The sequence below is a fragment of the Bacillus sp. SRB_8 genome, assembly GCF_003264205.1.
In the GTDB taxonomy this organism is placed as follows: Bacteria; Bacillota; Bacilli; order Bacillales; family Bacillaceae_G; genus Bacillus_A; species Bacillus_A mycoides.
In genome coordinates, this window is the sequence record NZ_NADT01000026.1 from 258,855 (window position 1) to 272,213 (window position 13,359).

The following is a 13,359-nucleotide window of genomic DNA, read 5'->3' on the forward strand; positions in this document are numbered from 1 at the left end:
CCTTACTACAATATGATTTGTAGCGAGGCTCTTATATTATTAAATCAGAATTAAATAACATTATTATCACTTTACATGTAATTGAAAAAGCTGGTATATTCGAAAAGATTGAAAAAAAGTCGATTGAAGAAAAAGATGGTTTATATACTGTTGTTCTTGTAGCAAAATATAGTAAAGAACAACGTACCTTTATCATAACTTATAATGATAAAGAGGAAATAGCAGGTTTATATATTAAATAAAAAACAGATACAGTGGAAGTTTCCACTGTATCTGTTTTTTATGTTTTAACCAAATTATGGTTATTCACGCTAATATGAACACATAGCTATATAAAAGGGGTGGGTATTATGAAAACCGAAATAGTTCCCAAAAAGAAGTACAGTATAATAAGCTATATATCTTTACTCATCGGAATTATGTGTTTTTTATTCGTTTTTATAACTCCGACGAGAATAGCGAATGCGGGAAATATAGTTGGAGATTATGTAACGATTGCTCTTACAGGTGTAGGTATTATACTTTCAATAATCACAATGACGAAAAAAACAGAGAAAAAGGGGATAGCTATTATTTCATTAGTACTGTCCTCATCATTTTTTATATTTTGGATCATCGCAATTATTTTAGTTTTGACGGGTCAAGTTAGCTTCGCGCCGTAATGAGCAATAAAAAGAGTCCTTCATTAATAGAAGGACTCTTTTTTATTCGGTATCTTCAGGTTGATATTCTAAAATATCCCCAGGTTGGCATTCTAATGCTTTACAAATAGCATCTAAAGTTGTAATTCTAATTGCTTTTGCTTTTCCATTTTTTAATATAGAAAGGTTAGCCATTGTAATTCCAACCTTCTCCGAAAGCTCTGTTACACTCATTTTTCTTTTAGCTAACATTACATCAATATTAATTATTATTGCCATGTTATTCACCTCAGACCGTTAAATCATTTTCTGATTTTATATCTATCGCATCTTTTAAAAGTCTTTGGAGAACGGCAGCAAAGACTGCGATAACCATTGAAGCAAAGATTAGGAGCATGCCAAGTATAATAATACCTGGTGCGTCATCTCTCTCTGCTACAAGATAGAAGAGTGGCATACCTACCACATATAAAATACTGATTGTTACTGCGCAGTTTTTTATCTTTTTTAAAGCACTAACAGATAATTTCGAGAAAGCGTTACCCTTGTCAATGAAGCTTACAAGTTTAAAGGCTTGATATAGAGAAAAATAAAAAGGTATCACGGTTGCATATAGATTGATTAAAACAAGATATTTTATAAATGCAATATCCGGGAACAATTCCGCTGCATATTTCCCTATGTTAGGAACTAAAAATATACATAAAGCAAGAACAGGGATTCCAATCAGAATAATAGCTGTCTTTAAAAAGAGTGTTGATCCTTGTTTCATATAAAGCACCTCATTTAAATATTATCTATTTAATCTAACATGAAATTTATCGTTTAACAATAAACTTTTATTTATTTTAATCTTGTTTTTATTGTTAAGTAAATTTAAATTTTAGATGAAAATAAAAAGTACTGCTCTTTATGAAAAAAGGCACCGAACAAAGTTACTCACGATCAAATAGAAGCTATGACGATGGCACTCGCCTTGTTGTGCTAAAAGACGGGATTGTACAACAAGTCGGTACACCGAAAGAAGTGTATGATAATCCAGAGAATGTATTTGTCGGAGGATTCATTGGCTCTCCTGGAATGAATTTTTTCAAAGGAGTATTAACAGATAATGCAGTAATTATTGATAAGTGGAAAATTGAAGTGCCAGAAGAGAAGATGAAGAGCTTGCGAAACAATGGATATACGAATAAAGAAATCATAATAGGGATACGTCCGGAAGACTTTTATTATGGAAAAGCAATCGAGGCCTTACCATATAACGCAAAAGTAACAGTACCGATTGATGTAGCAGAATTAATGGGGGACAGAAACATATTTATATTCTAACATTAATGGTCAATCTTTTGTTGCACGTGTGGACACATCTTTAGATGTGCAAAGTCAATCTAATATAGATTTAGTTTTGAATATGGATAAAGTTCATTGTTTCGACTCTAAAACTGAGAAGCGAATTATTTTATAGATAATAATTAATATGATTATACCCTTAGAATGTCTTCAACTACTACAAATAAATGAATAGTAAAAAGCCGATTATCCTTTAGATTACAGGAAATCGACTTTTTTATATAAAAGATCGCTTAGCGTACGAAAATCGCTTTTTGTTGGCAGTGCCCTGTCACAATCAAGCTGAGAAAAACAAATAATCCAAAACGAGAAAATTCTTAAGTTGATGGATGTATGATGCTACTCCTATGTTAAGGTTCGAGTCATTTGAAACAGCAACCTCTATATTGAGTGGTGTTAAAGCGACGTATATGATAAAAAAGATGTATCGCCTTGAATGAGCTAATACGACAAGAATTCGTGTCGGGCCTAATTAGGGAATGCAGTACAAATCAGTATATAGTATACAAGCATTCCCTTTCTATAAATACGGTATGTTTTTAATATAATTAAAAGAAGATTTTTGTGTTCTTTAATATGATGTGACATAATACCAGTTTTTTTCTATTTTTGTGATCTCTTTATATTCATTATTAAAGTCGTATTTGTTTGGTCTAGTATCATTTGGTGTGTAAATAAATCCTGAAAAATTATCTGATATACCACGATAAGTAAAAAAGAAAACAGAAATACCATTTTTATTTTGTTGAATAATTACATCCCCACCGTTTTTGGAAGTGGATGCAAACTGTTTAGGTAAATGAATTTGTCTACTATCATAATGAACATTAGGAGTTAACTCTTTATGTTCTATAAGTGCTATAACTTTTTCACGGTCTTCTTTATAGATAATAAAATCTAAATTTATATAAATCTCATTAAATGGTATACATATCCAAGTAATCACTATGATTAGTTGAACAATTAACGGTTTCCAATTTTTGTATTTAATGAGATGTATGATTGTGAAAATTAATATTAAAAAAAACAATCCATGAACTATTATTGAAAGAAATGGCATAACAAATGGGGTAAGGAATTCAACTAAATACCATTTGAAAAAATGATAAAGTATAAGAGCGATACCGCTTATTAATGTAATTTTGGTTAAATTCTTATTCAAATTTTGAATCTCCTTTCTATACTAAAAACATATGATTTTAGTATGAATATAAAATGTGTTTTTCATAAATTTCCCTTAGTTTCATTTTATTAACTTTGTTTGATTAATATTTTGAATATATCATAGATTTGAAATTAAATAAACGGACATTAAATTTTTACATTTTATATAGAATAAAAGTGAGGGAAGTTTTCAAAATAGACTAGTTTTTTATTTGAAATGTAATTTGATTAGTTTCATGAAATAGATCCAGTTCCGGTAAAATCAATTGCAACAAGTGAACATTACGAAACTAAGAGGAGCATATCAAAGTCGGTGACACCGACTTATGGGACAGTTCACTTCTGATTGTGGAAACGGGGCAGTACAGAAGTGGAAAAATTCTGTGTTTCTTTTTAATTAATATATTTATTGGGAAAAACTTCGAAATTTCCGGCACAAATGCTCCTTCTATCCTATAATAGAAGCTATTCTGGACGTAAGTAATTTGTAAGGAATGAGTAAGAAAAAAGAGATTTTCATAGTATAAAATATTTATTATACCTACGTATAACACCTACTACTAATAATGTGTTATAATACAAATTAGCAACATAAAGGAAAGGAATTAGAAAAAATGACCTTACAAAATACTAAAAATTTAAAAAAACAAGTTGCTCCTTTTGAAAAATCAACGGCAAAAAAAAGTGTTTGGCAAATCATCAATACGGTAGTGCCATTTATTATCTTATGGTACCTTGCTTATAAAAGTTTGTCCGTTTCTTATTGGTTAGCATTAGTTCCAGCTGTGTTAGCCGCGGGATTTATGACACGGGTTTTCATTATTTTTCATGATTGTACCCATCATTCTTTCTTTAAAAGCCGTCGTGTAAATAGAATAGTAGGGACATGTATGGGTGTTTTAACTTTATTCCCGTTTGATCAATGGGGGCATGAGCATTCCGTTCATCACGCTACAAGTGGTAATTTGGATAAGCGAGGTACAGGAGATATTTGGACACTTACAGTGAATGAATATTTGGCAGCGCCATTTAGACTCCGTTTAGCATATCGTTTATATCGCAATCCATTGGTTATGTTTGGGTTAGGTCCGATTTATGTTTTCCTACTTAAAAATAGATTTAACAGAAAAGGTGCTAGAAAGAAGGAACGCATGAATACCTATTTGACGAATGTTTTAATCGTTGCTTTAGTAGGGTTACTTTGCTGGACACTCGGATGGCAATCGTTTCTTTTAGTACATGGTTCCATATTCTTAATAGCAGGTTCAATAGGTATTTGGCTGTTTTACGTACAGCACACATTCGAGGATTCTTATTTTGAAGAAGATAAAGAGTGGGAATATGTGAAAGCGGCAGTGGAAGGAAGTTCTTTTTATAAACTACCTAAAATCTTGCAATTTTTAACTGGTAATATTGGATTTCATCATGTTCACCATTTAAGTCCAAGAGTACCTAATTATAAATTAGAAGAGGCACACAATAATACGCTTCCTTTAAAGAATGTACCAACGATTACTCTTGCTACAAGTTTGCGGTCACTCCGTTTCCGTCTTTGGGATGAGCAAAACAACAATTTTGTTAGCTTTAAAGAAGTTAAAAATTTAGTGAAAAATAATGTTTCTATTCCAGTGAAATCAGAACTATAACTTCATCAAATATGACTGACTCCCCTTAATCATTTTCGATTTAAGGGGAGTTTTTGTTTAACTAGTAGATGCACGATATGGAGAAAACTTAAATGATTTAAATTGTAATGGAGGTGGATTAGGAAATAGTAATTAATATTAGAGGACGATAAAAATATTATGTTAACAATTTGAGGAGATTGATATTACTTTTTTCAATAGATATTATGCTTAGTCTTTGAGTATATTTCATCTGGTGTGTATCATGTCTTACAAGAAACGTATAATTTAAAACTTGATAAAATCTGCAGCAAATACATATGAAAATGATGTTCCCTTAATAATAAAAGGGTATTACGCTATAAAATAAATGATAATAAGAACAGGCTAATTATTTTAGGATAATAAAATGCAAAACAGACAAACTCAATTACCCTTGAATTTGTCCGTTCAGTTACTGGTGAAAAAGGAGGAGTATGTAAATGAAATGTGTATATAGTCTAAAACTGTTTAAAGATATGTGAATGTATTTAAAGTGGGTTTCTTTACACTAATTTATTACTTTTTAGTTTGCCTAGATAGTTCAACAGATTTTTGCGTACAACGCTGCATAGCTGAAATGATGGCTGTTCGTAAGCCTTTTTCCTCTAATGTTGCTACAGCTTCTATCGTTGTTCCGCCAGGAGAACAAACCATATCTTTCAATTCACCTGGATGTATGCCTGTTTCTAGTACCATTTTTGCAGAGCCTAACACAGCTTGAGCAGCGAATTTATATGCTTGATTTCTAGGCATACCATCTAATACAGCTGCATCTGCCATCGCTTCTATAATCATATATACGTATGCTGGCGACGAACCACTTACAGATGTTACAACGTCCATTAATTTTTCGCTTACGATCTCTGTTTGACCAAGGCTATTGAAAATGTTTAGCACATCTTCTAAATCTTTTTCTGTCACCATTTCATTAGGGCATAACGCAGACATTCCTTCTCCAACAAGAGCAGGGGTGTTAGGCATTACTCTTACAACCTTTAATTTTTTAGCAAAAGCCTCTTCAGTACTTTTAATGCTTTTCCCGGCAGCGATCGTTACGACGATAACATCGTTTTTGATTATTTCTTTTATTTCGTTAATGATTGATGCGTATAGGTCTGGTTTAATTGATAAAATTAAAATATCAGCATTTTTAGCTACTTCATTGTTGTCAGTTGTTATAGTTAGTCCATATTTTTCACTAGCATGTTTTAAATTCGTAGTGTTTAAATCTGAACAAATGATTTTATTTGAAGACACTATATTTTTGTTTATCATCCCGCCAATCATAGCCATTCCCATATTTCCGCATCCGATGAATCCAATTTGTTTGTCCATAATAACTCAATCTGGCTCCTTTTATCATAAATTATATCGGTTTCGAATTATTATTCTAAAATAACAATAACATCCAAGTGCAATATAAAGAAACATTCTAAGAGAATACGTTCTTTTTTGCAATACAAAAAATAAAGAAATCAATTTTATTCTGTACTAAACAAGTGCATTCTCAATTATTTAATATTTTATGTTATTTACTATTTGGTAACGTTTAAAAGCATGTTGGAGAATAGGTATAGTTATATCAACTTTTTCTAGATATGGTGATATTCATAAGTGTGTACATAATTTCATACTTAAAGCTTGTCGCTCTATTCATTTTGCAAAATACCTCTTGACACAAAAACGAAATATATAGCATAATATAAAAAATCAAATGGAAAATCGTTGAAGGGAAATAGTACATATGTCTTCTTGCGAAAGAGAGTGGAATTCACCGGCTGAAAGATTCCTCGTATAGAATGTATCGAACCTATCCCAGAGTCTTAAATGAAAGTTTAGGCGTACGCCTGCGTTATAGGCGCCAAGTGGATATCTGTGTATATCAATTAAGGTGGTACCGCGGAACAATGACCGTTTCGTCCTTTTTATTTTATTAAGGGCGAAGCGGTCATTTTTATTTTGCCCTCTAATACTATAGGTGCAGCATTGATGAGGATAGACATAGCTGCAAACTGTATAAATAAAAGTGTAATTTATAAAAACTTTGATTTTAGACTTGGGGGATAAAAAAGTGAAAAAACAACGAATTGTTGTAAAGATTGGGAGCAGTTCCTTGGCAGCAAGTCATGGAGGCATCTCTAAAGAACAACTTTCAGATCACGTTGCTGCATTGGCACGATTGAAAGAGGAAGGGCATGAAGTTTTGTTGATTACATCTGGGGCAGTCGCTGCAGGTTTTTCTGCTCTAGGGTATTCTAGTAGACCTGTGACAATTAAAGGGAAACAGGCTGCTGCTGCTGTCGGACAAAGTTTATTAATGCAGGCATACACGGAGGAATTCCGTAAATATGGTATCGTTACTGCACAACTTTTACTAACGAGAAGTGATTTTTCTAGAAAAGAACAATACAGTAACGCTTACGCTACTTTAGGAGAGCTACTAAACCGTTCAGCTCTTCCAATAATCAATGAAAATGATTCCATTTCTTTAGAAGAGCTGACGTTCGGTGATAATGATATGCTGTCAGCTTTAGTAAGCGGACTTGTTTCGGCAGATATGCTCATGATTTTTACCGATGTGAACGGTTTATATGACCAAAATCCTCAGAAAAATGCGGATGCGAAAAAATATCATTTCCTTCCTGAGGTAACGGAAGAAATTGCTTCTCTTGCAGGAGATGCTGGCTCAAAACTTGGGACTGGCGGTATGAAATCAAAAATCGATGCTGCAAAGACGGCACTATCTCTTGGAGTGAGTGTATTTATCGGAACGGGATGTGGACAGGAGAAGTTTTTAGATGTTATGAAGGGCAAAGGTGATGGAACATATATCGGGAATGCTCCTCAAAAAGTGATTAAGATGAACAAGCAATGGATCGCCTTGCATTCGCTTGTTAGCGGACAAATTGAAGTAGATGCGGGGGCAGCCACTGCCATCATTCAACATGGAAAGAGTTTACTTCCTGCTGGTGTTACTAGTGTGTCTGGATTTTTCCAAGTGGATGAAGTCGTGGAAGTAATTACGCAACAAGGGCGCGTAATAGGAAAAGGACAATGCACATATAGCGCAGAGGAACTAAGGAATTTAAAAGGTATGCAAAGCCAAGATATTCAAGCAAGAGGCGAAAGGCATAGTTATGAAGTTATCCATAGGGATCATTGGGTTTCATTTTAAGAATAGCGAGGGCAGAGTCCATTGCTCAAATTCTTTAATTCCATAGGCGGGAAACACTTAGTTGGTGGAGATAAACGGGTCTTTAATTTTTACTTATTAACTTTTTAAAAGGAGGAAATAAAAATGAATGAAGTGTTGGCAAAGGGGAAAAAGGCGAAAGAGGTTGCTAGAGAACTTGTGCTTAAATCTACAGATCAAAAAAATGAAGCACTTGCCGTAATTGCTGATCAGCTGATAGTAGAAACAGCTTATATTTTAGAGGAAAACAAACGAGATATTGAAGAAGGGAAGGCAAAAGGATTTTCTGGGTCACTCCTTGATCGTCTTATGCTGAATGAACAGCGTATCATCGATATGACTGAGGGAATTAAGCAGCTAATTGATTTACGTGATCCTGTTGGAGAGCGTGTAAGTGCATGGGAACGACCAAATGGATTATCTATTCAGGAGATGCGCGTACCACTTGGTGTTGTCGGAATGATTTACGAGGCAAGACCGAATGTAACGGTAGATGCTGCTACAATTTGTTTGAAAACAGGAAACGCAGTCATATTACGTGGTAGTTCTTCTGCTATCAATTCTAACAAAGCCATCGTTAGCGTTATTCACCGAGCGCTCAAACAAACAAGCTTGCCTCCAGAAAGTGTACAGCTCATAGAAGATACAACGCGAGATAGTGCAAAGCAGTTGTTTACATTGAATGAGTACTTAGATGTTCTTATCCCAAGAGGCGGCAAGCAGTTAATAGATACTGTAGTGAGAGAAGCATCTGTTCCAGTACTTGAAACAGGTGCGGGAAATTGTCATATTTTCATTGATGAAACAGCGGATAAACAAATGGCATTTGATATTATTATAAACGCAAAAACGCAGCGTCCATCTGTATGTAATGCAATAGAAACGATTGTACTTCATGAGAAGTGGGCGCAGCAATTTGGTAGCGAGCTGTTTTCTTCTTTGAAGGAAAGAGGCGTGGAGCTACGTGGAGATAGTAAAGCATTGGCAATTGATACTTCTATTGCATTAGCTTCAGAAGAAGATTGGGAAACAGAGTTTTTATCTCTCACACTGGCAGTTAAAGTGGTTTCCACTACAGAAGAAGCGATTCATCATATAAATACGTATGGATCCATGCATTCCGAAGCGATTATTACAGAGAACGAGGAAAACGTCAGTAAGTTTTTCACATCCGTTGATGCCGCAGCACTCTACCATAATGCATCGACTCGTTTTACAGATGGATCTGAATTCGGATTCGGTGCAGAAATTGGCATTAGTACACAAAAGCTACACGTAAGGGGACCAATGGGGCTACCTGCATTAACTTCTACAAAATATGTGATTCGTGGAAATGGTCAGATTCGAAGATAAAAGACACGCAATTAGTTTTATATATGAGTAAGGACAGTAAGGGACGATGTTCCTAATGTCCTTTTTTTATGCATAATTTTAGATTGGTAATAAAAGGTAGTTTAAGGACCTTACCTAAAAAATGAATGCTTAGCTTAGTAAAAGGTCGTGGATGAAGAAAACAAAAAACTAAAAAAGACAATGCCATTTTACTTGGTAAATTGTCAAAATTGTAGACGTAGTAAAGGAGGATCGGCGAATTTTGAAAAAACAAGCTAAGACAAAAATACAATAAGCTGCCCATATGGACAGCTTATTTACATAATTTTCGATATAGGAAGTTATTGTATTTAATTTATTCAATACTTATTATTGCTCTACAAGTAAATAACGTTAATTCATTGACCTTGCGATTTCTAGCATTTTTTCCTTTGGTAATCTTGTACTTTGCATTTCTACATATGTTCCAGCTTGTGTCCAACAGAGTAAACCACCTGTAATGAGTTCTCCATTCTTGTCCAGTGTTCCACTATTTCCCCATGCTGAAAAATAACCTTTATTTCCGTTAATCACAATTTGTTCAGCATGGGTGAAGTCTTTATCAGATAATGGAATTCTCCTACTCAAGTGAATAGCAACCATTAGCTTTGTATCCTTGCTATCCATATAATGTAGGCTTATCCAAGGAGATGTTTTTGTATCTAATGTCCAATCATCTGGAATCTTTTTTGGAGATAAAATAGTGAAATTAACTTTTTTCTGTATTTCTGGAATAGTAGTGCTGTTGTGATTATACTTAATTTCTTTAGCAATGATTGTCATTGGGTAACTAATTAAAAGTATTAAGGTAATGAATAAACGAAATGGAGCTATCAATTTATTACCTCGATTCTAATTTGATTTTCTGACAGGTAGTATTTCCAAACTATTATTTTTTATTAAATAACCTGTCTCTTTTGTTTAACGAGGAATCATGTATATTTCATACATATTCAGTTAACGCATCATTATCGGTAGAGAGGAAAAAGAAGGAACTCTGTAAAGTAGTATTCAATTTTTTGGATGAATATAGAGCGACCTAAATAAAAGGAGCCTCTATCAAAAGTTACTTAGTAATTTTTGATAGAGGCTTTTAATTATAATACTTAATTGTAGTTATATATCTTTAACATATAGTGAGTGTCTTTTATTTTAAAGATTATTTACCATACAAATAGCCCAACGAGCATAGCGCTTAATAAGGAAACAGCCATGCCGCTAACAAGAAGCTTCCAAACATTTTTACCGATTATTGATGATTTTTCCCCGCCAAATAATGAATTGTAAGTTCCATAAATCATACCTACTGTACTAAAGTTTGCAAAAGAAGCTAGAAATGTAGTTGCAACTGCAATTGTATGTGGCTGTAAAGATTTTAAGTTTGATTTTAAATCCATCATTGCAACAAATTCATTCGTTGTTATTTTTATCCCCATTAATTCAGCTACATACATAGCATCTTTGCCTGTTAAACCGAGTAAAAAAGCAAAGGGACTAAAGATAATAGAGAAGATTTTTTGAATTGTTAAACCTGTTACAAAAAAGCTTAAAATACCATTTAAACATGCTGTTAAAGCTACATACCCAATTACCATCGCTAAAATAACAATAACCATATTCATCCCAACTAACATACTGTTTGAAATAGTAGAAAAGAAATCTTTTTTTTCATTTTTTGCAGGTGAATAAATAACATCATCTTCTTTAGTAACTTCTACAGGATTTAAAACATTAGCCAAGATTAATGCGTTAATACAGTTTAAAGGAATAGCGCTGAAAATATATGTTGCTGGAACCATTGATAGATAAGCACCAAGAATGGATCCGCTGACGCTACTCATACTCATAATTCCAAAAGTCAACAAACGATTTTCTTTTAACACAGATAATTGATCACGAACAACTGCAAGTGCTTCCGTATTTCCTAAAAACATCATTTGAATGGAAAAGAAGCTTTCTAACTTTGGTAAACGAGAAATCTTTGAAATGATTGCACCAACTTTATCGATAATCCAAGTTAAGATTCCAAAATACGAAAGAATATCAAAGAAAGTGATAACAAAAATGATAGGAAGTAAGGCGCTAAAGAAGAAATCAACTGTTTGATTTTCCATAGCTGAAGGAAATACAAATCGAATTCCTTCATTCGCACATGATAGTAGCCAACTGAAAAATGACGCAATTTTATTAATGATAATACTGCCCAATTTCGTGCCTAACATAAACCACGTAATAAAAAGCTCCAATATTATTAGAATAACAATTGGTCTCCATTTTATTTTTCTTTTATTAGGCGAACATAGGAAAACGATTAATATTACAACGAAAATCCCTAACATATTTAATATGAAATGCATGTCAACAACTCCTTGAGGCTTATTATTTGTATATAAAAAAGCCCCTATTCTTCCAAATTTGGATTATGATCAGAAGTTATGAAGAATGTAAATTATGTTTGGGATTAGTCTATTTCAATTTATGTACTAAAAATTAATGTTTTTTCGCTTTATAAAGGATATGTATTAATAATGTAAAGCAACAAAATAAATCTATTGGTAGAACGAAGGACAACAATTATTGGAAGTATGATGAAATTTTCTAAACTAATAACTGTATCCATTTTTAAATTGTTTAGGTGAAATACCAGTATGTTTTTTAAAGACCTTTGTAAAATAACTTTGGTCATGGAAATTTAATAGTGTGGAGATTTCTGATATAGAATGTTTTGTATAGGTCATTAAGCTTTTTGACTCATCTATCTTAGCGCGCTGAATATATTCGCCTAATGAAATTCCAACCTCTTTTTTGAAAAGGGAAGATAGATAACTAGGATTTAATGCGACTATTTCTGCTAGATGGGATAGTGTAATATCTTCGTAAAGATGAGTAAATATATAATTTTGACATATGTTTATAGGCTTTAAATGTTTTTGCATTTTCCCGTTTTTAACTTGTTCTGAGAACTCAAGTAAAGCATTCTCTAAAAATGGGGAAATGGCTTCACTTTTTTTTATTTCTTCGAGTTTTTGAATTAATAAATCACTGAGGGTATATGCAATTTCAGGGAATAGTCCGCCATCTATAGCCGACCTTGTCGCAAGTGTAATTGCTGCGATGGCAGAATTTTTCTGGCTTCGCAGGTGGCTTGTTTTTGACAACACCCCAAGATCTCCTGATTCAGGTAATTTTTTTAGATTTTTAATTAAATCATCCTTTTTTCCTTCTTTAATACACTCAAATATTTTCCTTTCAACTAGTGGATCGATATGAGTTAGTGTACTTTGACGTTGCTCCGATATATGTATAGCGGGCTGTTCAATTTCAAAATCATCCTTTTTTAACAGTATATTTTTTTGCAAAATATCAGCAATGTCTAATTTTTGTTGATACAGCATGTAATAAAGAACCATGCTTATATTTAAAAATTGTAAATTGCTTAAAACAGGGAGAGATTGATAATAGCGAATCATTTCCTCTTTGTCTATTTTTAGTTGAAGATCATTAACGATTCCTTTAATTGAGGTTTCTGATAACCTGGAATAAAGGACTGGTCCAACGAGGATATTCCCGCTAAGTTGATCGTTTAAACGTAAGTTAATTGAGAAAAAATTTTCAAGAAAGGCAGTCTCTTCAAGTACTGGAAAAGTATAGGGAGGATTTTCTCTAAATACTTGATTAAGTAACACCTCTTTTGAAGAATACAATGGGTTATGCTGAAAATGGGGCGAGATTTCAAATGCCAAATCCCCTTTGTTATCAATGAAAAAGATAGGTGTTTTATGTATGTCAAAGACCAACTTACAAATATAATATAAATCTTCAAGTTTGGAGCAATTCATTATTTTAACCTCTATTCTTTAAACATTGGCCTATATATGTACAAGTTAAAATCCTCTCCTAAGCAAAGGTTTTAAAATAAGAGCGAAAGAGAGTACGGTATAACCATAAATATAATCAGATAAAATTTTTACCA

Annotated in this window: 11 protein-coding genes, 2 pseudogenes and 1 other annotated feature; of the genes and pseudogenes, 6 read left to right on the forward strand and 7 right to left on the reverse strand. The window is 33.0% G+C overall.

What is annotated here, in order from left to right; all coding sequences use genetic code 11:
• Positions 1 to 77 precede the first annotated feature (77 nt).
• Both B5P40_RS23095 and B5P40_RS23100 read left to right on the forward strand, forming a co-directional pair.
• A pseudogene (locus tag B5P40_RS23095) lies at positions 78 to 242 on the forward strand (DUF3887 domain-containing protein); the annotation flags it as partial.
• Between the two features lie 108 nt (positions 243 to 350).
• Complete coding sequence (locus tag B5P40_RS23100; protein ID WP_002190010.1) at positions 351 to 662, forward strand: hypothetical protein; 312 nt, start codon at positions 351 to 353, stop codon at positions 660 to 662.
• A 42-nt stretch (positions 663 to 704) separates the two neighbouring features.
• Here B5P40_RS23100 and B5P40_RS23105 read toward each other — a convergent pair whose 3' ends face one another.
• Both B5P40_RS23105 and B5P40_RS23110 read right to left on the reverse strand, forming a co-directional pair.
• Entirely contained in the window at positions 705 to 920 is a 216-nt protein-coding gene (locus B5P40_RS23105; protein ID WP_000974615.1) for a helix-turn-helix domain-containing protein, read from the reverse strand.
• A gap of 10 nt (positions 921 to 930) precedes the next feature.
• Positions 931 to 1,413: a DUF2975 domain-containing protein gene (locus B5P40_RS23110; protein WP_113709964.1), complete on the reverse strand. Its 483-nt coding sequence runs from the start codon at positions 1,411 to 1,413 to the stop codon at positions 931 to 933.
• Positions 1,414 to 1,575: 162 nt separating this feature from the next.
• On the opposite strand from B5P40_RS23110, the pseudogene B5P40_RS34110 reads away from it, so the two are divergent.
• A pseudogene (locus B5P40_RS34110) lies at positions 1,576 to 2,106 on the forward strand (ATP-binding cassette domain-containing protein); the annotation flags it as partial.
• 456 nt (positions 2,107 to 2,562) lie between these two features.
• Here B5P40_RS34110 and B5P40_RS23120 read toward each other — a convergent pair.
• Positions 2,563 to 3,153, reverse strand: a complete 591-nt coding sequence (locus tag B5P40_RS23120; protein WP_002190006.1) for a hypothetical protein — start codon at positions 3,151 to 3,153, stop codon at positions 2,563 to 2,565.
• Between the two features lie 616 nt (positions 3,154 to 3,769).
• Between B5P40_RS23120 and desA the strand changes: the two genes are divergently transcribed.
• Positions 3,770 to 4,801 (forward strand): Delta(5) desaturase DesA, encoded by a 1,032-nt coding sequence (gene desA / locus B5P40_RS23130; protein ID WP_002013512.1) that lies wholly within the window; start codon positions 3,770 to 3,772, stop codon positions 4,799 to 4,801.
• Positions 4,802 to 5,338: 537 nt separating this feature from the next.
• Here the strand turns inward: desA and proC are convergent.
• On the reverse strand, positions 5,339 to 6,157 hold the full coding sequence (gene proC / locus B5P40_RS23135; RefSeq protein ID WP_113709965.1) for a pyrroline-5-carboxylate reductase: 819 nt from the start codon (positions 6,155 to 6,157) through the stop codon (positions 5,339 to 5,341).
• Between the two features lie 381 nt (positions 6,158 to 6,538).
• Positions 6,539 to 6,749: a binding site (T-box leader), on the forward strand.
• A gap of 144 nt (positions 6,750 to 6,893) precedes the next feature.
• Between proC and proB the strand changes: the two genes are divergently transcribed.
• Together proB and B5P40_RS23145 are read left to right on the forward strand one after the other, a co-directional pair.
• A complete protein-coding gene (gene proB / locus B5P40_RS23140; protein ID WP_113709966.1) occupies positions 6,894 to 7,997 on the forward strand; it encodes a glutamate 5-kinase in 1,104 nt (367 codons plus the stop codon).
• A gap of 123 nt (positions 7,998 to 8,120) precedes the next feature.
• Positions 8,121 to 9,368 (forward strand): glutamate-5-semialdehyde dehydrogenase, encoded by a 1,248-nt coding sequence (locus tag B5P40_RS23145; protein ID WP_113709967.1) that lies wholly within the window; start codon positions 8,121 to 8,123, stop codon positions 9,366 to 9,368.
• 372 nt (positions 9,369 to 9,740) lie between these two features.
• On the opposite strand, the gene B5P40_RS23150 is transcribed toward B5P40_RS23145, so the two are convergent.
• The 3 genes from B5P40_RS23150 to B5P40_RS23160 all read right to left on the reverse strand — a co-directional run bounded on the left by B5P40_RS23150 (position 9,741) and on the right by B5P40_RS23160 (position 13,225).
• A complete protein-coding gene (locus B5P40_RS23150) occupies positions 9,741 to 10,223 on the reverse strand; it encodes a DUF4367 domain-containing protein (RefSeq protein ID WP_060750435.1) in 483 nt (160 codons plus the stop codon).
• A 326-nt stretch (positions 10,224 to 10,549) separates the two neighbouring features.
• Entirely contained in the window at positions 10,550 to 11,743 is a 1,194-nt protein-coding gene (locus tag B5P40_RS23155; protein WP_113709968.1) for a nucleoside transporter C-terminal domain-containing protein, read from the reverse strand.
• 246 nt (positions 11,744 to 11,989) lie between these two features.
• Complete coding sequence (locus tag B5P40_RS23160) at positions 11,990 to 13,225, reverse strand: helix-turn-helix domain-containing protein (RefSeq protein ID WP_113709969.1); 1,236 nt, start codon at positions 13,223 to 13,225, stop codon at positions 11,990 to 11,992.
• Positions 13,226 to 13,359 lie beyond the last annotated feature (134 nt).

Bases quoted from the DNA above. Each gene is read 5' to 3' on its own strand.
- desA (WP_002013512.1), top strand. From the start codon at position 3,770: ATGACCTTACAAAATACTAAAAATTTAAAAAAACAAGTTGCTCCTTTT.
- B5P40_RS23110 (WP_113709964.1), bottom strand. From the start codon at position 1,413: ATGAAACAAGGATCAACACTCTTTTTAAAGACAGCTATTATTCTGATT.
- B5P40_RS23100 (WP_002190010.1), top strand. From the start codon at position 351: ATGAAAACCGAAATAGTTCCCAAAAAGAAGTACAGTATAATAAGCTAT.
- B5P40_RS23145 (WP_113709967.1), top strand. From the start codon at position 8,121: ATGAATGAAGTGTTGGCAAAGGGGAAAAAGGCGAAAGAGGTTGCTAGA.
- proC (WP_113709965.1), bottom strand. From the start codon at position 6,157: ATGGACAAACAAATTGGATTCATCGGATGCGGAAATATGGGAATGGCT.
- B5P40_RS23105 (WP_000974615.1), bottom strand. From the start codon at position 920: ATGGCAATAATAATTAATATTGATGTAATGTTAGCTAAAAGAAAAATG.
- B5P40_RS23160 (WP_113709969.1), bottom strand. From the start codon at position 13,225: ATGAATTGCTCCAAACTTGAAGATTTATATTATATTTGTAAGTTGGTC.
- B5P40_RS23155 (WP_113709968.1), bottom strand. From the start codon at position 11,743: ATGCATTTCATATTAAATATGTTAGGGATTTTCGTTGTAATATTAATC.